We start from the raw sequence: 22,578 nt of genomic DNA on the forward strand, positions 1-22,578 counted from the left end.
CGTATTATACCTTTTTAAACAGCAGTGAGCCGTTGGTACCACCGAACCCAAACGAGTTTGAGAGCGCTATTTCAATCGACATCTTCCGCGCAGTGTGCGGCACATAATCAAGATTACAGCCTTCCTGTGGGTTATCCAGGTTAATGGTTGGCGGCGCAATCTGGTCGCGAATAGCCAGGATACTGAACACCGCCTCAACGGCTCCTGCAGCACCTAACAGGTGGCCAATCATTGACTTGGTAGAGCTCACAGCCACTTGCTGAGCTGCGCTACCAAGCACTTTTTCAATCGCCCGGCTTTCGGCTAAGTCACCCGCTGCGGTAGACGTGCCATGCGCATTAATATAATGCACATCCGCTGGATCAATACGCGCATCTTTAATGGCATTGCTCATGGAAAGTGCAGCGCCACGCCCATCTTCCGGCGGCGCCGTCATATGATAGGCATCATCACTCATACCAAAGCCGGCAAGCTCTGCGTAGATATTGGCACCACGCGCTTTCGCATGCTCGTACTCTTCCAAGACAAGCACACCCGCACCGTCTGACAACACAAAGCCATCACGATCAGCATCCCACGGGCGACTCGCCGCCTGAGGGTCTTCATTACGAGTAGAGAGCGCTCGCGCGGCCGAAAACCCGCCCAACCCTAATGGGGTAGTAGCCATTTCCGCACCGCCACAGATCATCACATCGGCATCGCCGTATGCAATCGTGCGAGCACTGTAGCCAATATTATGGGTACCCGTTGTGCACGCTGTGGTGATCGCGATATTCGGGCCTTTGAAGCCATGCTGAATCGCCATGTTGCCAGAAATCATATTAATGATTGAACCTGGCACAAAAAACGGCGAGACGCGGCGTGCGCCCCCTTTATTCAGCGCATTATGGTTATGTTCAATCATCGGCAAACCACCAATGCCTGAACCAATAGCCACCCCAATGCGTTCAGCATTCTCTTCGCTACATTCAAGCCCCGAATCCTGAATGGCTTGGGCTCCCGCCGCCATACCGTACTGGATAAACAAATCCATCTTGCGTGCGTCTTTAGGATTTAAATAAGGGCTAATATCAAAATTTTTAACCGATCCTCCAAAACGCGTGTTGAAGCCACTTGTGTCAAAGTGCTCAATCGGTGCTATGCCACTTTTGCCGGCGACAATATTTGCCCACGACTCATCAACACTGTTACCCACTGGGGTCACCAGGCCTAACCCAGTTACCACTACCCTTCTTCGCGCCATTAGCTTTCCTCCAGGCATCCATGGTGACACGACCCATCTGGGTCATTTGCTGCAGAGATTTGGTGACTAGTATAACGGAGATTGAACGTTATATTCATTGTGACAACAAAGCAAAAAAGCCGCCCTTACTCAGGACGGCTTTTTATACGGGTGGGTAAGCACCCCACCCTGGCTCACTGCTTCGACTCAACCCTTACTGATGGGCGTTTACGTAGTCGATAGCTTCTTGAACCGTGGTGATTTTTTCAGCTTCTTCGTCAGGAATTTCAGTATCAAATTCCTCTTCAAGCGCCATCACCAACTCAACGGTGTCAAGAGAATCAGCACCCAGGTCTTCAGTAAAAGAAGAGCTGTTCTGGATATCTTCTTCTTTAACGTTCAGGCGCTCTGCCACAACTTTCTTAACGCGCTCTTCAATAGTACTCATCAACGTACTCCAGTCGTTCACATTAGCCGTTTTTGATAACCAGCCATTTGGAAACCGCAAGCCAAAAGCTGCGGGGTAGTTTATAGACGCCCTTAAGCTGACGCAACCGCCAAGCTCAAGGCCATCAACGCATATTCATGCCGCCGTTCACGTGTAGCGTTTCGCCAGTGATATAACCTGCAGCATCACTTGTCAAAAATCCGACGGCAGCAGCAATTTCCTCAGGCCCGCCTAAACGCGAAAGAGGAATTTGCTTAAGCAGCATTTCATGCTGCGCTTCAGGCAACGCTTCCGTCATATCCGTTGCAATAAACCCAGGCGCAACCGCATTAACCGTAATAGCACGGGAAGCAACTTCACGCGCCAAAGCACGACTAAAGCCTTCCATGCCTGCTTTAGCGGCGGCGTAGTTAGTTTGGCCTAGGTTACCCATCGTTGCCACTACAGAGCTTATCGACACGATACGCCCAAAGCGCGCCTTTGTCATACCGCGCAGACACGCCTTGCTAACGCGATAAACAGATTTGAGATTGGTATCCATCACGGAGTCCCACTCATCTTCTTTCATGCGCATTAACAAATTATCACGGGTGATGCCGGCATTATTGACCAAAATCGTGGGCGCACCAAAACGTTCGCCAATTGTTTTGAGCACCTGATCAATACTCTGCTGATCAGTAACATTAAGGCACATACCCGCACCTTCAATGCCATGCTCTTTTAGGTCAGCATCAATTTTTTCAGCGCCTGATTCGCTAGTGGCAGTTCCCACTACAATGCGCCCTTGGCGCCCAAGCTCATGAGCAATGGCTCGCCCAATGCCTCGGCTAGCACCAGTGACTAGTGCAACTCTTCGTTCTTGAGTCATAACGTTCTTCCTTCAACCTAACTAAGCAAGGGTAGCGGAAAATAGCGACTTAACACGCACCATTTTTCACGCACCACCCGCCGACGCCTCACGGGCTAACTCAAGGGCCGCATCCAAGCTATCAGGATCATTTACCGCCAACCCTTTGGCACTGCGCACAATGCGCTTATTCAATCCGGTAAGCACTTTACCAGGCCCACATTCAATGAACACATTAGCACCCTGCTCGACCATCGCTTCAACGCAAGATGACCAACGAACGGGCTGATACAGCTGTTCGATGAGGCGCGTACGCAATGTCTCAATATCAGCATGGGCTTGCGCATCAACGTTTTGAACAACCGCATAACGAGGGGCACGCAGCTCAATTTTCTGCATCGCTTCGGAAAGTCGCTCAGCAGCTGGCCGCATTAAGGCACAATGGGAAGGCACTGACACCGGTAGCGGAAGCGCTCGCTTGGCTCCCGCCTCCTGGCAGGCAGTGATAGCGCGCTCTACGGCGCTTTTGCTGCCCGCGATAACAACCTGTCCAGGCGAGTTGTAATTAACAGCAGATACAACGTCGCCTTCAGCCGCTTGGGCACAGGCCGCTTCAACTGCGCTATCGGCAAGCCCAAGGATCGCCGCCATACCACCTTCTCCCGCCGGGACAGCTTCCTGCATAGCCTCACCACGCAGACGAACAAGGCGCACACCTTCAGCGAACCCCATCACTCCCGCGCAAACCATGGCACTATACTCGCCAAGACTATGCCCAGCCATGACACTTGGGCGAGGCCCTTCCAACTCTTGCCAGATACGCCAGATAGCTACACTGGAGGCAAGTAGTGCCGGCTGAGTGCATGCCGTCGCATTCAACGCTTCTTCTGGACCTTCCTGGACGACTTTCCACAAATCGTAGCCCAGAGCGTCTGACGCTTCCTCAAATGTAGTTCCCACCACACTGTAGCGCTCGGCTAGCTCTCGCAGCATTCCAAGCTGCTGAGAGCCTTGCCCGGGAAAAATGAGGGCAAGGGGTTGAGACATGTCGTTCACCTTTGCTCTTGTAGGCATTTGCTCAGTTGAGCGATAAGCGTGCTATTGGCGCCGTTGCTAAAACAACTTTGGCACATTCAGCTACCACCAATAGCCCGCAAAAATATATAACGTCTTATTATCTATTGCGCTGATAGCGCTCAAGAACGCGACCAGCGTGCTGCAATTCGTACAGGCAAATCATGCTCCACTTCTCGTAATGCACGCTGAATAGCATAATAAAAACCATCCGCCTGGGTGCTGCCGTGGCTTTTCACCACAATACCCTGCAATCCCAGGAGGCTGGCTCCATTATAACGTACGGGGTCTAACTCCCGCTTAAGCCTCTTCAGTACAGGCCTGGCCAGTATACTTGCCAAACGCCCACTCAGGCGTGATTCAAACGCCATTTGCACACGCTCCACCAACATACGAGTCAACCCTTCACTGGCTTTCAACGTGACATTACCAACAAAGCCATCGCAAACCACAACATCAAGATCGCCCTGAAAAATATCCCCACCTTCAGCATAACCAAGGTAATCAAAGCTTAAGTCGCTAGCGCTCTCACGCAGCAAACGATCCGCTTCGCGCACATTAGCACTACCTTTTGTGGCTTCAGACCCTACATTCAACAAGGCAACGCGGGGCCGCCTAATGCGATCCATACACTGAGCCATGGCGGCGCCCATCATGGCAAAATCAAACAGCCTGGATGCAGGCGAGTCTACATTCGCCCCCAAATCAAGCAAATAACAGCGCCGTCCTCCACGCGCGGGGATTGCGGTACTTATTGCAGGCCTTGAGATGCCAGGCAACATACCAAGTTCACGCCGCGCTAGCGCGACTAACGCTCCGGTATTTCCCGCACTCACGCCTGCTGCCGCTTCACCTGACGACAGGCTGCGCAGCATACACGCCATGCTAGTAGCGCCTCCACGTCGCATTGCCCAGGCGGCAGTAGCCGCTTGAGAGATGCTTTCGGGAGCATCAGCTGCCACCAAACGTGACGTTGCCGCAGCCAAAGGCTGCGGCAAACGCGAAAGTTCAGCATCAATCTGCTGACGCGGACCAAACAGAGTTAATGCTAGGTCGGGGCGTTCAATAACCGCCCTTGCGGAGCCTTCGATAATGGCACGGGGGCCTTGGTCACCCCCCATTACATCAATCGCTAGGCGCACACAGCACCCACCCTGTTTTGCCGCTCATATAAGCGCTTAGGCTTAAACTTCGACCACTTTACGACCGCGGTAGAAACCGTCGGGAGAAACGTGGTGACGCAGGTGAGTAGTACCGGTTTCTTTGTCCTGAGACAGAGTCGGTGCGCTCAGCGCATCGTGGCTACGACGCATACCGCGCTTGGAACGAGTTTTACGGTTCTGTTGAACTGCCATGGGTGTTTACTCCAAGGTAATTAAGGTAAGTGATGCTTACTTTTTGCCTTTCAAAGCGCCACTGCTTTTCAAAGCACTAAGCACTGCGAAAGGGTTCTTGGCCGGAGCGGAGTCTTCCGCCGTGCCTTCGGTCTTGCTGACCAGCTGCTCCGCCGAGACATGGCATTCGGTCTCATCGTGATAGACCACCTGCGGCAAGCTAAGGATAAGCTCATCCTCTATTACCGTCAGCAAGTCCAGCTGTTCATTTTCCACCAGCACCGGTTCATGACTAGCAGGTAGCTCGGCAGCCAAAGCTTCGTCGGCAATAATTCCTAATAAGAAATCACTGGAAACGCCTTGGCTTAGCGGCACTAGACAACGGCGACAAGGCAACGCCAGGGTCGCTTGCAAATGGCCACGAATTTCACGACGACCTTGGGCATCAACGCCAAACTCAAGTACGACATGACAGTCGCCGGTTTGGTCACCTGCTTCTTCAGCTAGGCGTGGCAGCTTATTCAGCGCCACAATGCCTTCTAGTCGTTCGCGGCGGGCTACAAGCTTATAAGGCTCAACCCGGCTGGGGATTTGTGAGGTCAACATAGGCGCGCAATGATAGGCACTCGCCCCCCCGCTGTCAAAGCTGTCGGCGCAATTCTTATGAGATTATCTCGCAAAACCACATAAATAGGCAGGCTACCAAGGTTTCGTTACACTCGTTTGAACGCCAATTAATCCTCAACCAGGCCTATTAAAGGAGAACACTGTGCCTCAAACCGATAACGCGCCACTTGTCCTGGCATCAAGCTCTCGTTTCCGCCAAGCGCTACTGGACAAGCTATTACTGCCCTATCAGTGCTGCTCTCCAGACATCGACGAAACGCCCTATCCTAATGAAACGCCTAACGCATTAGTGCACCGCCTGGCGCTCAGCAAAGCCAACGCTGTTGCTGAGCATTTCCCCAATCATTGCATCATTGGCTCTGATCAAATAGCCCTGTTTGAGGGTGACATTTTAGGCAAACCTCATACGGAACAGCGCGCCCGGGAGAATCTGGCACGCTTTTCTGGCCATAAAGTGACTTTTTTGACGGGCTTAGCATTAGTTGATACCCGCCACCAACGGCATCACGTCCATATTGAGCCGTTTGAGGTGTTTTTTCGCTCACTGAGCGAGCGCGAAATAGCCCGCTATGTTGCCCTTGAGCAACCTTTAGACAGCGCTGGCAGCTTCCGCATGGAAGGGCTTGGAATTAGCTTGTTTGAAAAACTCGCAGGCCGAGACCCAAATGCACTTATTGGACTGCCACTCATCGCACTATGCGATATGCTTCGCCAAGCAGGCATGAACCCACTCGGCGAACGTTAGTATTTACTGAGCCTGAAAGCGCAAAGGAGCATGTGCGTGCTGAAGCCCCAGCACTTCAGCAGCTGTTTGCGTAAAGCGACGTGTCAAACGCTCGAAAGGGTCCAAGCTAGGCGTATAGTTCTCCCATTCAGCCTCGCCTACCTGCTCACGGGCGACTTGCTCAAGGCTGGCCAGCTCATCTATCAAACCTAGCTCCAGCGCTTGCTCACCGCTCCAGATAAGCCCTGAGAAAATTTCAGGGCTGTTGCTCAAACGATCACCACGCCCCGCCTTCACATCGCCTATAAACTGCTCATGGGTTTGAGTCAGAACGCCCTGCCAGAAATCGGCAGCCTCCTCACCCAGCGGCTGAAAAGGATCCAAAAAGGCTTTGTTTTCACCGGCAGTCATTACGCGACGCTCTACGCCAATCTGGTTGATCGCTTCTTGGAAGCCAAAGCCAGCATAGATAACACCAATAGAGCCAACCAAGCTTGCACGGGACGCCACGATGCTATCGGCAGCAGAAGCAACGTAGTAAGCACCGCTCGCACCAATATCCTCTATCACGGCAATAATGGGCTTGTCGCCCTGGTCACGCAGCCGCATAATTTCATCGTAAACACGCTGCGATTGCACAGGGCTTCCACCAGGACTATCAATGTGCAACACAACAGCTGCAGCGCTCTCTGATGACCATGCCCGATTCAACCCCTTAATGATGCGCTCAGCATTTGCTGGCGCATCACTGGCAATCACACCATGCACTTCCACCAGTGCTATGTGGCTCTCGGTGGGCAATGAAGCCGTTGGCTCAGCGAGAAACACGCGGTATAGCATTGTTGTTAACGATATCAACACAATCGCCAACAGCATCAAACGAAAGAACAACTTCCAGCGTCGTGTTCGGCGCTGTTCCGCTAACACACCGCCAACCCATCGATCCATCATTTCCAACTGCGCTAACCGTTGGCGCTCGCGTAGCGTTTCGGCATCATCACTCTCCGCCCCCGGGAGCGGTGGCTTTTTATCCTGCTGGACAACCTCCGGCCCATCGGTCCAACGGTCACCGCTCTCCTGACCAGGAAAACCATCCCCCGACTGAGAGCCCCTACCATCATTACTTCCATCGCGCTGCTGCTCATCACTCATATACAATTTCCTAGTATTGCTTCGCACAATGACTACTCACAGTAACGACCGCTAACAGTAACGACTACCCACAACACGACTACCCACAACGGCTGTGAGCGCCGCTAACCGTGAAGCCAGTCGAACAGGCTATCTACATCATCCGCCAGCCATACCGGCTGGCTAGCCGCTAACCGAGCGGGGGTATGCACCCCGTAAGTAACGCCCACACGATCCATGTTAATAGACCTTGCCATTTCAAGATCATACTCGGTGTCCCCGACCATCACAGCGCGCTCAACGGGCACTTTCAGCTCTTCAAGCAGTTCAAGGAGCATCTGCGGATGAGGCTTAGAGCGCGTTTCATCTGCCGTTCGGCTGGCATTAAACCAATCACCAGACGCTGTTTCGGTAAACACCCGATCTAGGCCACGACGGCTTTTCCCCGTCGCCACCGCTAGACGCTGACAAGGGCGTTCACGCAGTCGGGCGACTTGCTCTTTAACGCCTTCAAAAAAAGGCATGGGTGTCGAATCACCTTGAACGAAATGATAGGCATAGCGTTGACGCAAGCGCTCAGCCTGAACTGCATCCATACCAGGGCATAATGTTGCTATCGCTTCAGGCAGCCCCAAACCAATAATATTCTCGATAGCACTGACGTCTAACTCATCCCACTCGACATCAGAAGCTGCTGCCTGCATGCAGGCAACAATTTTCGGCACAGAGTTCATCAATGTGCCATCCCAATCAAAGATAATTAGCTCATAGCGCATATCGCTTCCTTATTTCCGAGCGCGCTTTAACGTTTCTTCCAATGCCTCAGGCAGCGGCGCCTTTACCGTAACGGGTCGACCATTGCCAGGCTCAGGAAATGTTAAGGCACAGGCATGGAGAAATAGACGCCCCAAACCAAGGCGTTGCGTCATATGATTACTTTCGCGGGTAGCGTATTTATCGTCGCCCAGTAAGGCGTGCCCAGCATGAGCGGCATGGACACGAATTTGGTGGGTGCGGCCTGTTACAGGCTCCGCCTCTATCAGCGTGACCTTTTCAAAGGTTTCCACTACCGAAAAGTGAGTCCGTGAGACCTTGCCATTTGGGTCTACCCGCACCCGCCTTTCACCGTTACCCGCATCAAAGCGATCTAAGCGAGCACTTACATAGGTCTTCCGAGCAGGCCAGCGCCCGCTGACTAACGCTAAATAGCGTTTGTCCATTGCATGCTTTTTCAGCGACTCATTCAGTGTGACCAGCGCATCACGAGACTTCGCCAACAGTAAGCAGCCCGATGTATCACGGTCCAATCGGTGGACAAGCTCTAAAAAAGTAAGGTCGTCGCGCACTTGTCGAAGCGCTTCAATGAGGCCAATTTTAACGCCGCTTCCGCCATGGACAGCCAATCCCGATGGCTTGTTAATCACCATCCAGTCTGGCCCTTCCATGATGACGCTACCAATTAACAAATCACGTAAGTTGTCACTCACCTCTTTAACCGCTTCTTTCGGGGCTAATCGCAGCGGCGGTACACGCACTAGATCGCCCGCTTGAAGTCGGTAATCTACTTTGACGCGTTTTTTATTAACCCTTACTTCACCTTTACGCACAATGCGGTAAATCAATGCACGAGGAGCACCTTTTAAACGCGTCATCAGAAAATTATCGATTCGCTGACCTGCTTGTTCCGGGGCGATATCCACCCACTGTACTTCCCGCCCTTCGGACATTAACGCTCACTCCTGGTGTGATCTAATAGCGACAGGCTAAAAACGGCATTCTAGCGTAGACCAATGCGCATTGCGTCAATTGCTGGTAGTTGTCTTTACTGTTATATTCCAAAACGTTCAGCGGCCAAGTGTGGCTTACCCGTAAACAGACACGTCGTAACGGGAGCACTACCACGCTTGCCTAGCGCCTGCCCGACAAACACGCAGGCCAGAGCACAGGCAAAATGGCGTAGTGTACGCATTACCCACACGCCTTACGTACTGGATATACAGTTACTCTGTCGCATGCTTTTTGACGGCAGAGACACTTTTGCTTCGCCCGCAATGGCAGGCAATTGAATTAACAAACGTCACGCCCCAAGCAGCCCATCCTGTTCGTCACAAGGTACTGCTTGACTTGGGGCGCCAAGTTCAACGCTGTGCCGATGACCGGCGTTGACGAATCGATGAATGCCAGGTGTTGGCGGTGTCAGCAGAGCCGGATGGACGTGACAGCCACCGAAACATGTTCTGCCTCCGCCACGTACTCAACGCCCTTTCGGCCGGGTCGGCATGATTGCCTTCCCGGCTTAATGCGTCAGCATAGCAATGCGCCGAGCACAAGCACGCAGCACCCAGCGATTCGTCTACGCCACGCCTAGACGGCTCGTCGGCTCGCAATGCTATGTGAGACAACATGAAACGGATGCTGATTAACGCAACCCAGCCAGAAGAGCTGCGGGTTGCGCTGGTAGACGGGCAACGCCTTTACGATTTAGACATCGAATCTGGCGCTCGAGAACAGAAAAAAGCCAACATTTACCGGGGAAAAATCACCCGGGTAGAACCATCCCTTGAAGCCGCTTTTGTTGATTTTGGTGCCGAACGCCACGGCTTTCTGCCATTAAAAGAAATCTCCCGCGAATATTTTATCAAAGATGTGTCTGGTCGCCCCAGTATCAAAGAAGTACTGAAAGAGGGCCAGGAAGTCATCGTCCAAGTTGATAAAGAAGAGCGAGGCAACAAAGGGGCAGCACTGACGACTTTTATTAGTTTAGCGGGCCGCTTTCTGGTTCTGATGCCGAACAATCCCCGTGCAGGTGGCATTTCACGCCGCATTGAAGGTGATGACCGCAGCCAGCTAAAAGACGCCATGGGCCAACTGACAGTGCCAGACAAAATGGGCCTGATCGTTCGCACCGCCGGTATTGGCCGTAGCCCAGAAGAGCTGCAGTGGGACTTGGATTACCTCGTCCAAGTGTGGGAGTCCATCACCACTGAAGCAGGCAAGCGCTCAGCCCCATTCCTGATTTACCGCGAATCTAATGTCATTATCCGCGCCATGCGCGATTACCTGCGCCAAGACATTGGCGAGGTGTTAATTGATAGCCCCGAGATTCATGCAGAAGCACTGGGCTTTATCCGCCAGGTAATGCCCTCTTATCAGCAGAAAATTAAACTTTACGCCGATGAAGTCCCTCTTTTCTCGCGCTTCCAAATTGAATCGCAGATCGAAACTGCTTACCAGCGCGAAGTAAAGCTTCCCTCTGGTGGCTCTATTGTTATCGATCATACCGAAGCGCTAGTCTCGATTGATATTAACTCTGCCCGAGCCACACGCGGCAGCGATATTGAAGAAACCGCCCTGCAAACCAACTCTGAAGCAGCCGATGAGATTGCTCGACAGTTGCGCCTGCGTGATATCGGTGGTCTCGTCGTTATCGACTTTATCGATATGGGCCCTGCGCGCAATCAGCGTGAGGTTGAAAACCGCATGCGCGACGCCCTGAAGCTGGATCGCGCACGCGTTCAGATTGGTCGGATTTCTCGCTTTGGTCTGATGGAAATGTCACGCCAGCGACTACGCCCCTCGCTAGGCGAAACCAGCGGCGTTGTTTGCCCACGCTGTAACGGCCAAGGCACTATCCGTGATGTTCGCTCTCTGTCACTCTCTATCATGCGCTTGATTGAAGAAGAAGCCATGAAAGAGCGCAGCGCTCAAATCCGCGCCATTCTTCCAGTCCCTGTTGCCACCTACTTACTGAATGAAAAGCGCAGCGTTCTGGCGGACATCGAATCACGCCAAGGCGTACGTGTGGTTCTCCTGCCAAATCCAGAAATGGATACACCACATTATGACGTTCAACGGCTGCGTGATGACCACTTAGACGATGATGAAAGCCTGACGCTATCCAGCTTCGAGCTTTCAACCGATACTGAAGTAGGCAAAGAGCCTGACCCTAGCTTCACTCCTCCCGCCATGCGCGCTGAAGCTGCGGTTAAAAGCGTTGTACATAATGCACCAGCGCCTGCCTCCCTGCTGACTGAAGAGAAGGCAGAGAGAGCTGCCAAGGTAGATAAAGCCGTTACCAAGACGACTCCTGCCACTGAAGAACAGCCCAGTGTCATTGGCCGCTTCATCAGAGGCTTTGCCAAACTGCTAGGCGGAGAAGATACCAACACGAGCCAACCCGAACCTGAGGCTCCTGTTGCCCGTAAGCAGCCGGAGAGAACGAGCAAAAATCGCTCGCAGCGCAGCGACAGTAAATCAAAGCCTGCCCGCGAACGTGGCGAAAATGCCGGCAGAAACGAGCAGCGCAACCAGCAGCAATCGAGCAACCAACAGCCGAGCAGCCAGCAGCCTAGCCAATCGCGCAACGCTGATAGTAACGACGACGCTAACGATAAACGTAGCGGCCCTAGCCGTACTCGCAATCGCCGACGCCACCCGCAGCAAGACGATGCCAAGCTCCAGGACAATGAACAGAAGAGCAGTCGTCAAAAAGAGCAGCAGGCAAACCTAGCGGCGAAAGAGTCATCAAAAGATGAGGCGGCTAAATCTACTGCTCAAACAGACAATCGTCGCGATAAACCACGCGATGCTAAGCCGAAAAATGAAGTTACCCGTGAGCCAGCATCACAAGCGGACGATAAACAAGATGACGGCAAGCCGAAACGCACGCGTAACAATCCGCGCAACCGCACGCGTAAACAGGCCGTGAATCCTCAAGCTGAAGCGGAGCAGCTGAAACTGCAAGCCGCAGCGGCTGAAGCTCCCTCTGTAGACGCTCCTTCTGTTGAAGCTGCTGCTGAAACGCCTGCTGCTGAAGTGAACAGCCGCAAAGCAGCGCCGGCAAGCCCCACTTCACAAGATGAGGCCCGCAATACCGCCGCACCCAGCGTTGAAGCAACCCCTGAAGCGTCTGAGCAAGCGGCAGATGAATCAGCAACTGCCGATGAAACAACGAAGGCTGAGCGCCCTGCCGACAAGGCGGAGAAACCACGCAAGACTACGCGCCAACGCCGCCAATCTCAGCAAGCGGCAGAAAAAGCTGAACCTGAAGCAGAAACACGTTTAGAGAAGAGCGCTGAGGACAAACCTCAACTGCCAACTCATGATGCAACCGCGACTCAAGAAGCGCCCCAAGAGACGAGCAGCCATTCGGCTGAGGTCGCAAATAGTGAGCCTTCGTCAGTTACGGGACTGGAGCCGCAAAAAGCGCCTGATGCAAACGTGAAAGAGCTTGATACCACCGACAGCGAATCAGCAAGTTCGCCTGGTGAAGAGGCTGCAAAAGAGGCTGATAAACCTCAGCAGCCGGTATCTTCTCAAGCTTCTGAGCCTCAAGAACCTGCTAAGTCTCAAGAATCTTCTGAGCCTCAAGAGACTTCTGAGTCTCAAGAGCCTGCTAAGTCTCAAGAGCCTGCTAAGTCTCAAGAGCCTTCTGAGCCCCAAGAGACTTCTGAGTCTCAAGAGCCTTCTGAGTCTCAAGAGCCTCAAGAACGTGTGCATCAGGAACCAGTGTTGCCTGACGAGCCTCAAGAAGCAGCACAAGAGACATCCGTAGCTGTTGAAACCCAATCAGAAGCACCGAAAGCACTTGAGACGGCTGACGGTAGCGCTAGCACCCAGGCGTCATCGCAACGTGTGGCGACGAGCGCTGAAGCAAACTCTCCGGAGAGCACTGAGCAGCCAGAAGCAGCTTCTTTAGACAGCGACGCAGTGAGCAATACCGCTGCTTCAGACACCACAACTGCTTCAGAAACGGTTTCAAACACCACTTCAGAAACTGCCAGCGCTGACGCTCAAGAAGACAAAGAGCCACCGTCGACATTGGCAACGAATGAAGAGGCTCAAACGCCGTCAGCTAAAGCCAACGTTGCAACAGCAACATCCGAAGAAGCAAAGCAAGCGCCTACTGCTGCTCAAGACACGGCACCTAAGCCACGCCGCCGCCGTCGCGCTCACAACGACCCTCGTGAACTGCGCAAACAAGCACAGAAAACGCCTAATGAGTGATCGCTAGTCGCACTAAAAACCCCGCTAATGAACTGCACCCCGAAAGTTGGACACCCAACCCAACCGTCGGGGTGTTTTTATGAGCAGTCGATACAATGAGGACTTCAAGCTGCGGGTGGTGCAGCAGTGTCTGCACGATAACACCAGCTTGAGGGAGGTGGCTCGCCAGCATGGCCTGGATCATTCTCTGGTACGGACGTGGCGCGAGAGATACCGTCAGCACGGCGTAGCAGGTCTGCGCAAGCAGTATAAGCACTACAGCGCGGCTTTTAAGCGGAAGGTGCTTGAGACGATGTGGCGAGATGGCTTGTCACAGCGTCAGGCGCAGGCCTTCTTCAATATCCGCGAGATGGGCGCTATTGGCAGATGGGCGCGTCAGTACCATAGTAGTGGTCTGACTGCACTAGAGCCAAAACCCAAAGGACGCCGCCCGATGACTAAGAAGCCATCCTCCACACCAATCCCGCCTGATGGTGAGCGCTCCCAAGAGGACCTGCTCGAAGAGTTGGCTTACTTGCGCGCCGAGAATGCCTACTTAAAAAAGCTCGATGCCTTGATCCGGGAAAAAGAGGAAGCGACGCGGGGCAAAAAGCCCGGAGCGTCCAAGGGTTGAGGCATGAACATTCGCTGGCTCTGCTGCTGCGTGCCGCTGAGCTGCCTCGCAGCACGTTTTACTACCAGATACAGGCCTTGGGCACTGTCGATCGGTATGCCTCTCTGAAGGAGCATATCCAGGCGATCTACGACCGCCACCAAGGGCGCTATGGCTACCGGCGTATCACCGCTGTTCTGCGGCAGGCAGGAGAGACGATCAACCACAAGACCGTTCAGCGGCTGATGGGACAGCTGGGCTTGAAGTCCCTGGTTCGCCCCAAGCGCTATCGTGCCTACCGGGGAGCGGAGGGCCACGCGGCTCCTAACACCTTGCGGCGCCGGTTCCAGGCTCAGCACCCCCATCAGCGATGGGTGACGGACATTACCGAGTTCAAGGTCAATGACCAGAAGCTCTACCTGTCACCGGTCATGGACCTGTATAACGGAGAGATCATTGCCTTCCAGACAGGGCGACGCCCGGTATTCGATCTAGTGAAGGGGATGTTGAAGAAAGCCTTTGACAGGCTGATGCCAGGGGATCGGCCGCTGCTCCATTCGGATCAAGGTTGGCATTATCGACATCCTAGCTATCGCCACTTGGTGGTGGAGCAGCGGGTACTTCGTAGCATGTCGCGCAAGGGTAACTGCTTGGATAATGCGGCGATGGAGAGCTTCTTCGGCACTCTGAAGGCTGAGTATTTTCACCTGAATCGGTTCGATACCGTTGAGCAGTTGCAGCGCGGTATTGCTGACTACATCTACTATTACAACCATCACCGGATCAAGCTAAAACTAAAAGGCCTGAGCCCTGTGCAGTACAGGACTCAGGCCTTGGGCGCCGGCTAAATGAACCGTCCAACTATTGGGGGTCAGTTCATAAGCGGGGTTTTTTTATGCTTGTACCAAGCGTGGCTCAGCCTCTAACTCAACACCAAATTGGTCATAGACCTTGTGGGCAATATGCTCTGCAAACTGCAGCAGCTCATACCGATCGCCACCACCAAAATGCACCAGCACCAAGGCCTGCCGCGCGTGAACACCGAAAGCCCCCTGCCGAATCCCTTTCAGCCCGCATTGATCAATTAACCACCCCGCTGCCAGTTTGCTTTGGCCGTTAACCTGCGGAAAATATGGCATATCAGGATATGCTTGTAGCAAGCGCGATAACTGATCGCTGCTAACTAGCGGGTTTTTAAAGAAGCTACCCGCATTTGCGAGCACCTGAGGATCCGGCAGTTTTTCCTGGCGAATAGCGCACACTGCTTGAGCCACCGCCAAGCAATTCGCCGTGCCAGCTACTCGGGCAGCTAAATCTCCATAACCCAGTCTTGGCTGCGGCGTTTTCGATAGCCGAAGCGTCAATTGAGTAATGACGACTTTATCCGCTAGCGATTTTTTGAAGATGCTGTCTCGGTAACCAAATTGGCAAGCATCGGCGCTTAACCAACGCACATTGCCCGACGCCAACTCGACTACCTGCACCCCTACCAGAACGTCTTTAAGCTCGACACCGTAGGCACCAATGTTCTGTACTGGTGCTGCGCCGCAATCACCGGGAATCAGCGCTAAGTTTTCAATGCCCCACAGGCCGCGAGCCGATAGCGTCATTACTAACGAATGCCAATTAACGCCAGCTCCCACATGAGCAACAACAGACTCTCCGCAACGTTCTAACCACCACTGTTGCATGCCCGGTCGAATCGCAATGCCTTTTAGCTGAGCGGGAAGCAGCACATTACTGCCACCTCCCATAAGCGTAATATGCCACTGTTTATCAGCAGCCTCACGAAGCACACGCCGGAGCGCGCTTAGCGTTTTAGGCACCACATAACGCTCAGCTAAGCATGGTAAACGCAGCGTGTTCGCAGAGGTTAAATCGACTGACAGGCAACGACTAAGCAGCTCATTATGGCTTTTTTCACAACTCGTGATTTCACAACCTATCATTTCTCAGCCCGTCATGTCTCAGCTGAGCAATTAGCCCTGCAGAAGCCGCCTCAATTAAATTCAGGACATGCTCAAAGCCCTCATCACCACCATAATAAGGGTCGGGCACTTCCGCATCAGGCATATCGGCAAAATCTAGCAAGAGCCCTACATGGGCACGACTGGCACCTGGCTGTAGCGCTCGCATGGCCTTGAGATTATCGCGATCCATGCCCAGCACATAGTCGAATTCAAGAAAGTCACTGGCGCTTAGCTGGCGAGCGCGCAAATGGCTAATATCGATACCACGCCTTAATGCGGCTACCTGGGCACGGCTGTCTGGCGCTTTTCCGACATGCCAACCACCTACACCACAAGAGTCAATGCTGATATGACGACTTAGGCCAGCCTCTTCAACAGCGTGCCTAAAAACGCCCTCAGCTGTTGGTGAACGACAAATATTGCCCAAACAAACAAATAGGACGCGCTTCATTAGCTTTCACCTTCACTTTTACTCGCCAAAAGCGCTCTCACTCTGGCTAAGTCTTCAGGCGTATCCACACCAGCAGGATTGATAGTGCTGGCCAGCGCAACTTGAATCGCATAGCCATGCTGTAGCGCGCGCAACTGCTCTAGTTGCTCCAACTGCTCAAGGCTCGACGGCGCCAGCTCCCGGTAAGCAGCAAGAAAACTGGCACGGTAGGCATATATACCGATATGACGCAGCCAAGCATCAGTGGCCAAAAGCGCAGGCTGGACGTTAAATTGCTCGCGATCCCAAGGAATGGGAGCACGAGAAAAGTACAGGGCACGCCCTTGCAAGGAGCGAACAACTTTGACGACGTTAGCATTAAATAACGTTTCAACATCAGCAATCGGCTCAGCAAGCGTCGCAATAGCCGCATCGGGATCTTCGGCTAAACGCATCGCCACTTGGTCAATTAAGGCCGGTGGGATAAGCGGCTCATCGCCTTGCACATTCACCACTAAAGTGTCGTCGCTTAACCCGAGCTGCTCTGCCACCTCAGCCAATCGGTCGGTACCAGAAGGATGATCCGCACGCGTCATGACGACATCCGCACCGTAGGGCAGCATCGCGTCGCGGATACGAAGATCATCGGTGGCTACCACGACTCGACTGGCTTGGCTTTGGCAGGCTCTCCGCCAGACATGGGCAACCATTGGCTCACCCGCGATATCCAGCAGCGGTTTACCCGGCAACCGGGACGAACCAAAACGCGCGGGAACAACGGCAATAAATTCGGTCTTAGCGACTGACATTACACCTCTCCGGTACGGCCAGGCGAGATAGGTAATTTTTCATCGGCACCCATCGCGCGCGCTTCTTCAGGAAGCATCACAGGGATACCTTCTTGAATAGGGTACGCCAAACCGTCGTAGTGGCAGCAAAGCTCCTGGGCTTCACGGTTATACTTGAGCTTGCCATTGCACAGCGGGCAAACCAGCATTGCCAGTAATTCTTTATCCATTGGTGTATCCCTTTTCAGAAAGCGCTGACAATTTAGCTGCCAGCCAGTGTTCAAACTCTGGCGGAAGCACGGCTTCTACCTCGAGCACCCAGCTATCGGGTGGCGCCAACGCTTGGCACTTCACTGCGTCTTTGGCGGTCATTACAACGGGGCGTTGATGACTAAAACAGAAAGTCTGGTCATCAAAACGCTGGTGATCTGCTAGCGGACGCATTTCGCCGTCCACTCCCAGACTGCGCAGCGTATTAAAAAAACGCTCAGGATGGCCAATGCCTGCTACGGCATTCACAGGTAGCGTAAATGGTAGGGGGGTAAGCGGCATGCGATGGCCATCCCGCATTCGCCGCCAGCTTAGCGGCGCTAGTTGCATCGCCACTCCTTCTACGGGCAAGGAGCGACACGCGTCACCATTAATAATCACAGCATCAACCTCAGCTAATCTGCTGGGTGATTCTCTCAGCGGCCCAGCAGGTAAGCAGCGCCCATTACCCAACCCTCGCCCGCCATCAACAACGACTAATTCAATATCACGCCCTAACGCCAGGTGCTGTAATCCATCGTCACTGACAATAATGTCGCACCCCATATCAACCAAGGCTTGAACGCCACGTGGACGACGCGGATCAGCCACGACCGGGCAACCCGTTTGCTGCGCCAACATTAATGGCTCATCGCCGCTTTGCGCGGGCTCGGTGATTGCAGTTACCAATAACGGGTAGTGCGATGCTTTACCACCGTAACCACGGGTAATAATACCTGGCGACCACCCTTGCCTTGCTAGCCAGTTGACCAGCCACGCCACTAACGGCGACTTGCCGGTTCCACCAAGGGTGATATTACCCACCACAATAACGGGTACGGATGCTTTAACAACTAGCTTTTTACCAGAATGATAGTGGCGATTACGCCGCACCATAAGATAACGGTATAAAGCACCCAGCGGATAAAGTGGCGTCAGCCATCGGCTTCCTTGGTAAGCCGCCTTAAGCCAGCGTTGTTCCAGGCTCATTCACTCTCCTGAAACTGAAGCTGATGCAGCGCTGCGTAGGCACCTCCCGCTTCTAGCAACGCTTGGTGGGTACCCTGCTCAATAATGCGCCCTTGGTCCATCACCAAAATACGGTCAGCCCGTTCAATCGTCGATAGACGGTGGGCAATGACCAGGGTGGTACGCCCTTTACACACATGCTCCAGCGCTTTCTGGATATAGCGTTCGGATTCGGTATCTAGTGCCGATGTCGCTTCATCCAAGATAAGAATAGGTGCATCTTTAAAAATTGCCCGAGCAATTGCTAGGCGCTGGCGCTGCCCACCGGATAGCATCACACCGTTTTCACCCACTAGCGTGGCATAGCCCTGAGGCAGCTTTTCAATAAACTCACTGGCGTAAGCCGCCTGAGCGGCCGCTTCAATGGCGGCTGGGTCTGGGTTGGTAACGCCATAGCCAATGTTGTCAGCAATGGTTGCATTAAATAGCGTGACTTGTTGCGACACTAATGCAATTTGCTGACGCAAAGGGCCCAATGCATAATCATCGACATTTACCCCATCAATCAAAATACGCCCTTCACTAGGACGATAAAAGCGCGGCAGCAGGCTGACCAATGTTGATTTACCGCTACCAGAGCGCCCAACAATCGCCACTAACTCACCTGGTGCCACACTAATATTAATACCGTGCAATACATTAGGCTGGTCATCAGCGTAGCGGAAACTGACATTATCAATCACTACGCTGCCGGTTAGCTGGCGTGGAGTGGTCTTACCTTCATCTTGCTCAGGGGTCAAATCAAGCAAGCCAAATAGCTCAGACGCCGCCGCAATACCCTTTTGAATCTCGCTATTCACTTCGGTGAGCTGGCGCACTGGCTTGATCATTAGCGCTGCTGCGGTAATAAAAGCAACAAACTCCCCCGGCGTCATGTTTTCCATAAGCGCAGGCGCCATGGCAAGCCAAACCAGAATTGCCATGGAAATCGCTACCAGCATCAAGATCACTGGTGAACTCACAGCGCGCGTCATCGCCTCTTTCATACTTTGACGACGATTTTCTTCACTTACCCGCTCAAAGCGCTGTTTTTCATACTCTTCAGCGCCATGCGTACGCACAACGCGGTAGCCAGATAGCGCTTCAGAAGCGACGTGCGTCACATCCCCCATGGAGTGCTGAATACGCTTAGAGATACGCCGAAAACGTTTGCTGGCATAGCTCACCACAACAGCAATCACCGGCGTTACGCCCAGAAATAGCAGCGTTAGCATCCAATTGGTCCAGAATAGATAACCGATCAGCCCGATAACGAACAGACCTTCGCGTAGGATAATAGTGACCGCTTTCGTGGCAGCACCCGCGACCTGCTCTACGTGATACGTTACTCGAGATACCAAATGGCCACTGGAGTGGTGGTCGAAGAAACGCCCTGGCAAATGTAGCAAGTGCGCAAATACATCGCAGCGCAGCGTGTGGATCACATAGCGTCCCACATAAGACATATAGTAAGTGCTTAAAAATGTCCCCAGCCCACGCGAAGCGAACATAATCACCACAAACAGAGGGAGCAATAAACGGAAAGCAGCATCAGGGTTTTGAATGCCATCAATCAGTTGTTTCATCATTTCAGCTAGTGCCGTACTGGAGGCGGCGTAAATGATAAAACCAACGATCGCTAACGCGAATGCGCGCCAGTGAGGTTTGACGTAAGTTAATAATCGTTTGTAGAGAACCCAACCTGAATCAGTCACACGCGCTCCCGGCCATAGTGTGCAGTTGCGAGAATTCTACCTTATGGCGACGCGCATCAACACCGCTTACGAACGCCCTGCTGCTTTCGCATGGGAATGACCTGAATTGGCTGAGTCTCGGTGAGCCTGAATTCGAGCGCACCATCCTGGGCGGTACTCCATAAGCAGCTCTGCTGTTGTCGAAAGCGGCGCACTATCGCGTCGGCCGGATGGGCAAAGGGATTATCTTTCCCGGCACTAAAAATGACATGCCGAGGACGACTTACTTGAACGAACTGAACACCCGAGCTTGTATTACTGCCATGATGCCCAGCCACTAATACGCTAATCGGCGTCACAATATTCGCTAAGATTCTCCTTTCAACGTCCTTACCAACGTCACCGGTAATCAACAAACGCTGGCCACCCACGCTTACTTGAAGTACGCAAGAGCGATCATTTGAGGAGAGCATGTTTTCCCCTTTCGGGGGCCATAGTATCTGATAGCCAATGCCGTCACGTCGCCACCGCTGCCCTTGAGCACACTCCGAACTAGCAACTGGTAGAAGCTCTCCGTTGGGAACCCACCATTGCGTTACCTGATGGTCATTTAAAAGCGCGCTAATCCCTCCCGCATGGTCGGTATCGGCATGACTGACAATAACGTGTTCGAACGACTGGCCTGGAGGCCAGAGAGTTTGCAGTGGCATAAACCCACTGCGAAAGCGAGGTCCTGTGTCGTACAACAACCGATAGTTAGCGCTACGTAACTCAATCAGCTGGCCCTGCCCGACATCATAAACAATAACATGTAGCTCACCTGGGTTAGACTGCTCGTCCGCAGACCACCACGGAAAGCTTAATAGCAGTAATGTCGCGCCAACACGCAGCCACCCAGGGACATTGGGAAGCCCCCAACACAGCGACATCAATATCAGTGCACCTACTAGCGGGAACACCAAGCTTGACGGTGGCTGCAAAAGCGGCGCCCATTGCACGGCAATAACGAGTAACTGATGAAAAACCTGCAGTGCCTGCTCAAAACACCACCACACCAACAGCCCTAGTCCAGGCAGTGGCGACAGCAACCACCCCAATAGCGCACTGGGCACCATAACGGAGCTTACCCATGGTACTGCAACAAGATTAACCAGCGGAGCCGCAGGAGCCACTCTTCCAAATGCCAATAGCACAGCCGCCGCCATCAACGGTGCGATAAGGAGTTGAGAGCGCAATAGCGCCCAGCACCAGCCTTTTAGGCCCTGCGGACGGGGGCGACCTTGCCAAATAATAATCAACCAGCCTACCGCAATAAACGATAGCCACAGGCCGGGTCTCCACAGTGCAAGCGGATCAACCACTAACACTATCCCGAGAGCAAGCCACCAAGCTTGCCAAGCCCCTGGCGCATGACGCCCGCTAAGCACCCACAAGCCTAACAGCGTCATGATCATGGCGCGCATGGCAGGAGGTGCTAGTCCGGCTAACATGGCGTACCCCACCGCCGCCACTCCTGCTAACCACCAGGGCCAGGCACGCAGGCGCCAATTGGTTGGCGTTATCAGCCTGGCAGTAAAGCGTGCCAACAGCAGTACAAATGAAGCGACCAGCCCAACATGTAAGCCAGAAATGACCACTAAATGCGTCGTACCCGTTGCGTTGAGCAAGCTCCAATCATCTTGGCTCAACTGCTCACTATCACCCAGCGTCAGCGCCGCAAGCCAGCGCCGGGTCTGCTCTTGCAGCGGTTGGTTAGCCAACGTCGCAATTGCTCGCTGACGAAGTGTCGGCACCGCTCCCGACAGTCGTTCAGGCTTAGGTTCTTGCCGCACATAGCCTGTCGCATGTATGCCTTCGCGCCATAACCATTGCTGATAATTGAACGTATGCGGGTTAGAAAAGCCGCTAGGCGGGCGAAGTCGCAGCGTCATCCGCCAGCGCTCCCCAACAAGATAGCGTTGACTGCCATAAGCACTTACTCGCACGCTTCGCAGTGCGCTACAGCTGGGCAGCCCCTCGGGAGAGCGGCAAGACTCAACTGCCAAGCGCACTCGTGACGACTCAGCTTGTGCTTGAACATTGATTACTCGAGCCTGCAGAGTGACATCTTCTCCACTAAGCCCAGCTGGTAAGCGGTACCCCCACTCCTGCTGCACGCTGATAAAAACCCAGCTTGAAATAACTACCCAAATTAATAGGCGACGCCGGCTTACAACCAAGCACAGCAGCACTACAAGCACACCCGGCAGCAAACTCTGCAGGTGCGCTTGGGGGCCGCTTATCCACGCCGCTAGCGCCCCCATCAATACTGCCAAGGCAGCAGGTAGTGCAGCGCCTAATTGCATATCCCCTCCTTGGTGCTGGGTCATTCATACCCACGCCATAGCCGAAGCACGCTGCTATATGGATAATAGGATGTACCAATTGAAAGAGT

At 53.4% G+C, this 22,578-nt stretch carries 21 protein-coding genes; 3 read left to right on the forward strand and 18 right to left on the reverse strand.

Annotated elements, in window-relative coordinates:
• Nucleotides 1–4: 4 nt before the first annotated feature.
• From fabF to IR195_RS12340, 7 genes are all read right to left on the reverse strand, one after another.
• The gene (fabF, locus tag IR195_RS12310; RefSeq protein ID WP_125748972.1) at nt 5–1,243 is read right to left on the reverse strand and encodes a beta-ketoacyl-ACP synthase II; all 1,239 of its coding nucleotides are present in this window, start codon (nt 1,241–1,243) and stop codon (nt 5–7) included.
• A gap of 193 nt (nt 1,244–1,436) precedes the next feature.
• Nucleotides 1,437–1,670, reverse strand: coding sequence for an acyl carrier protein (gene acpP / locus IR195_RS12315; protein ID WP_008956801.1), 234 nt, complete (start codon nt 1,668–1,670; stop codon nt 1,437–1,439).
• A gap of 124 nt (nt 1,671–1,794) precedes the next feature.
• A complete protein-coding gene (fabG, locus tag IR195_RS12320; protein ID WP_038485281.1) occupies nt 1,795–2,538 on the reverse strand; it encodes a 3-oxoacyl-ACP reductase FabG in 744 nt (247 codons plus the stop codon).
• 66 nt (nt 2,539–2,604) lie between these two features.
• A complete protein-coding gene (gene fabD / locus IR195_RS12325; protein ID WP_206047691.1) occupies nt 2,605–3,564 on the reverse strand; it encodes an ACP S-malonyltransferase in 960 nt (319 codons plus the stop codon).
• A 149-nt stretch (nt 3,565–3,713) separates the two neighbouring features.
• Complete coding sequence (plsX, locus tag IR195_RS12330; RefSeq protein WP_206047692.1) at nt 3,714–4,733, reverse strand: phosphate acyltransferase PlsX; 1,020 nt, start codon at nt 4,731–4,733, stop codon at nt 3,714–3,716.
• 42 nt (nt 4,734–4,775) lie between these two features.
• Nucleotides 4,776–4,946 (reverse strand): 50S ribosomal protein L32, encoded by a 171-nt coding sequence (gene rpmF / locus IR195_RS12335; protein WP_009099300.1) that lies wholly within the window; start codon nt 4,944–4,946, stop codon nt 4,776–4,778.
• 36 nt (nt 4,947–4,982) lie between these two features.
• Nucleotides 4,983–5,531, reverse strand: coding sequence for a YceD family protein (locus IR195_RS12340; RefSeq protein ID WP_125748979.1), 549 nt, complete (start codon nt 5,529–5,531; stop codon nt 4,983–4,985).
• Nucleotides 5,532–5,694: 163 nt separating this feature from the next.
• Between IR195_RS12340 and IR195_RS12345 the strand changes: the two genes are divergently transcribed.
• Nucleotides 5,695–6,297 (forward strand): Maf family protein, encoded by a 603-nt coding sequence (locus IR195_RS12345; protein WP_125748982.1) that lies wholly within the window; start codon nt 5,695–5,697, stop codon nt 6,295–6,297.
• 3 nt (nt 6,298–6,300) lie between these two features.
• On the opposite strand, the gene sppA is transcribed toward IR195_RS12345, so the two are convergent.
• From sppA to IR195_RS12365, 4 genes are all read right to left on the reverse strand, one after another.
• A complete protein-coding gene (sppA, locus tag IR195_RS12350) occupies nt 6,301–7,428 on the reverse strand; it encodes a signal peptide peptidase SppA (protein ID WP_206047693.1) in 1,128 nt (375 codons plus the stop codon).
• A gap of 104 nt (nt 7,429–7,532) precedes the next feature.
• Nucleotides 7,533–8,183, reverse strand: a complete 651-nt coding sequence (locus IR195_RS12355; protein ID WP_206047694.1) for an HAD family hydrolase — start codon at nt 8,181–8,183, stop codon at nt 7,533–7,535.
• Nucleotides 8,184–8,192: 9 nt separating this feature from the next.
• The gene (locus IR195_RS12360; protein WP_206047695.1) at nt 8,193–9,134 is read right to left on the reverse strand and encodes an RluA family pseudouridine synthase; all 942 of its coding nucleotides are present in this window, start codon (nt 9,132–9,134) and stop codon (nt 8,193–8,195) included.
• A 101-nt stretch (nt 9,135–9,235) separates the two neighbouring features.
• Nucleotides 9,236–9,376 (reverse strand): hypothetical protein, encoded by a 141-nt coding sequence (locus IR195_RS12365; RefSeq protein WP_164517093.1) that lies wholly within the window; start codon nt 9,374–9,376, stop codon nt 9,236–9,238.
• A 434-nt stretch (nt 9,377–9,810) separates the two neighbouring features.
• Here IR195_RS12365 and rne point away from each other — a divergent pair, with 434 nt between their 5' ends.
• Together rne and IR195_RS12375 are read left to right on the forward strand one after the other, a co-directional pair.
• Nucleotides 9,811–13,413, forward strand: a complete 3,603-nt coding sequence (gene rne / locus IR195_RS12370) for a ribonuclease E (protein WP_206047696.1) — start codon at nt 9,811–9,813, stop codon at nt 13,411–13,413.
• Nucleotides 13,414–13,492: 79 nt separating this feature from the next.
• Nucleotides 13,493–14,853 (forward strand): IS3 family transposase gene (locus IR195_RS12375; RefSeq protein WP_206047697.1). Its coding sequence is split into 2 segments (ribosomal slippage): nt 13,493–13,949 and nt 13,949–14,853, totalling 1,362 coding nucleotides; the frame shifts between segments, so codons are not numbered across the junction.
• A 45-nt stretch (nt 14,854–14,898) separates the two neighbouring features.
• Here the strand turns inward: IR195_RS12375 and murB are convergent.
• The 7 genes from murB to IR195_RS12410 all read right to left on the reverse strand — a co-directional run bounded on the left by murB (nt 14,899) and on the right by IR195_RS12410 (nt 22,489).
• Entirely contained in the window at nt 14,899–15,831 is a 933-nt protein-coding gene (gene murB, locus IR195_RS12380; RefSeq protein ID WP_423250109.1) for a UDP-N-acetylmuramate dehydrogenase, read from the reverse strand.
• A 109-nt stretch (nt 15,832–15,940) separates the two neighbouring features.
• Nucleotides 15,941–16,426, reverse strand: coding sequence for a low molecular weight protein-tyrosine-phosphatase (locus IR195_RS12385; RefSeq protein ID WP_206047699.1), 486 nt, complete (start codon nt 16,424–16,426; stop codon nt 15,941–15,943).
• On the reverse strand, nt 16,426–17,214 hold the full coding sequence (kdsB, locus tag IR195_RS12390; protein ID WP_206047700.1) for a 3-deoxy-manno-octulosonate cytidylyltransferase: 789 nt from the start codon (nt 17,212–17,214) through the stop codon (nt 16,426–16,428). The genes IR195_RS12385 and kdsB overlap by 1 nt, the downstream gene beginning before the upstream one ends.
• The gene (locus IR195_RS12395) at nt 17,214–17,423 is read right to left on the reverse strand and encodes a Trm112 family protein (RefSeq protein WP_125749008.1); all 210 of its coding nucleotides are present in this window, start codon (nt 17,421–17,423) and stop codon (nt 17,214–17,216) included. The genes kdsB and IR195_RS12395 overlap by 1 nt, the downstream gene beginning before the upstream one ends.
• Nucleotides 17,416–18,432 carry a tetraacyldisaccharide 4'-kinase gene (lpxK, locus tag IR195_RS12400; RefSeq protein ID WP_206047701.1) on the reverse strand — a complete coding sequence of 339 codons (1,017 nt, stop codon included), beginning with the start codon at nt 18,430–18,432 and terminating at the stop codon, nt 17,416–17,418. The genes IR195_RS12395 and lpxK overlap by 8 nt, the downstream gene beginning before the upstream one ends.
• Entirely contained in the window at nt 18,429–20,165 is a 1,737-nt protein-coding gene (msbA, locus tag IR195_RS12405; protein ID WP_206047702.1) for a lipid A export permease/ATP-binding protein MsbA, read from the reverse strand. The genes lpxK and msbA overlap by 4 nt, the downstream gene beginning before the upstream one ends.
• Nucleotides 20,166–20,221: 56 nt before the next feature.
• Nucleotides 20,222–22,489, reverse strand: a complete 2,268-nt coding sequence (locus tag IR195_RS12410) for a DNA internalization-related competence protein ComEC/Rec2 (RefSeq protein WP_206047703.1) — start codon at nt 22,487–22,489, stop codon at nt 20,222–20,224.
• Between the last annotated feature and the right edge of the window lie 89 nt (nt 22,490–22,578).

Source organism: Vreelandella venusta (genome assembly GCF_015689495.1).
GTDB classification, from domain to species: domain Bacteria; phylum Pseudomonadota; class Gammaproteobacteria; order Pseudomonadales; family Halomonadaceae; genus Vreelandella; species Vreelandella venusta.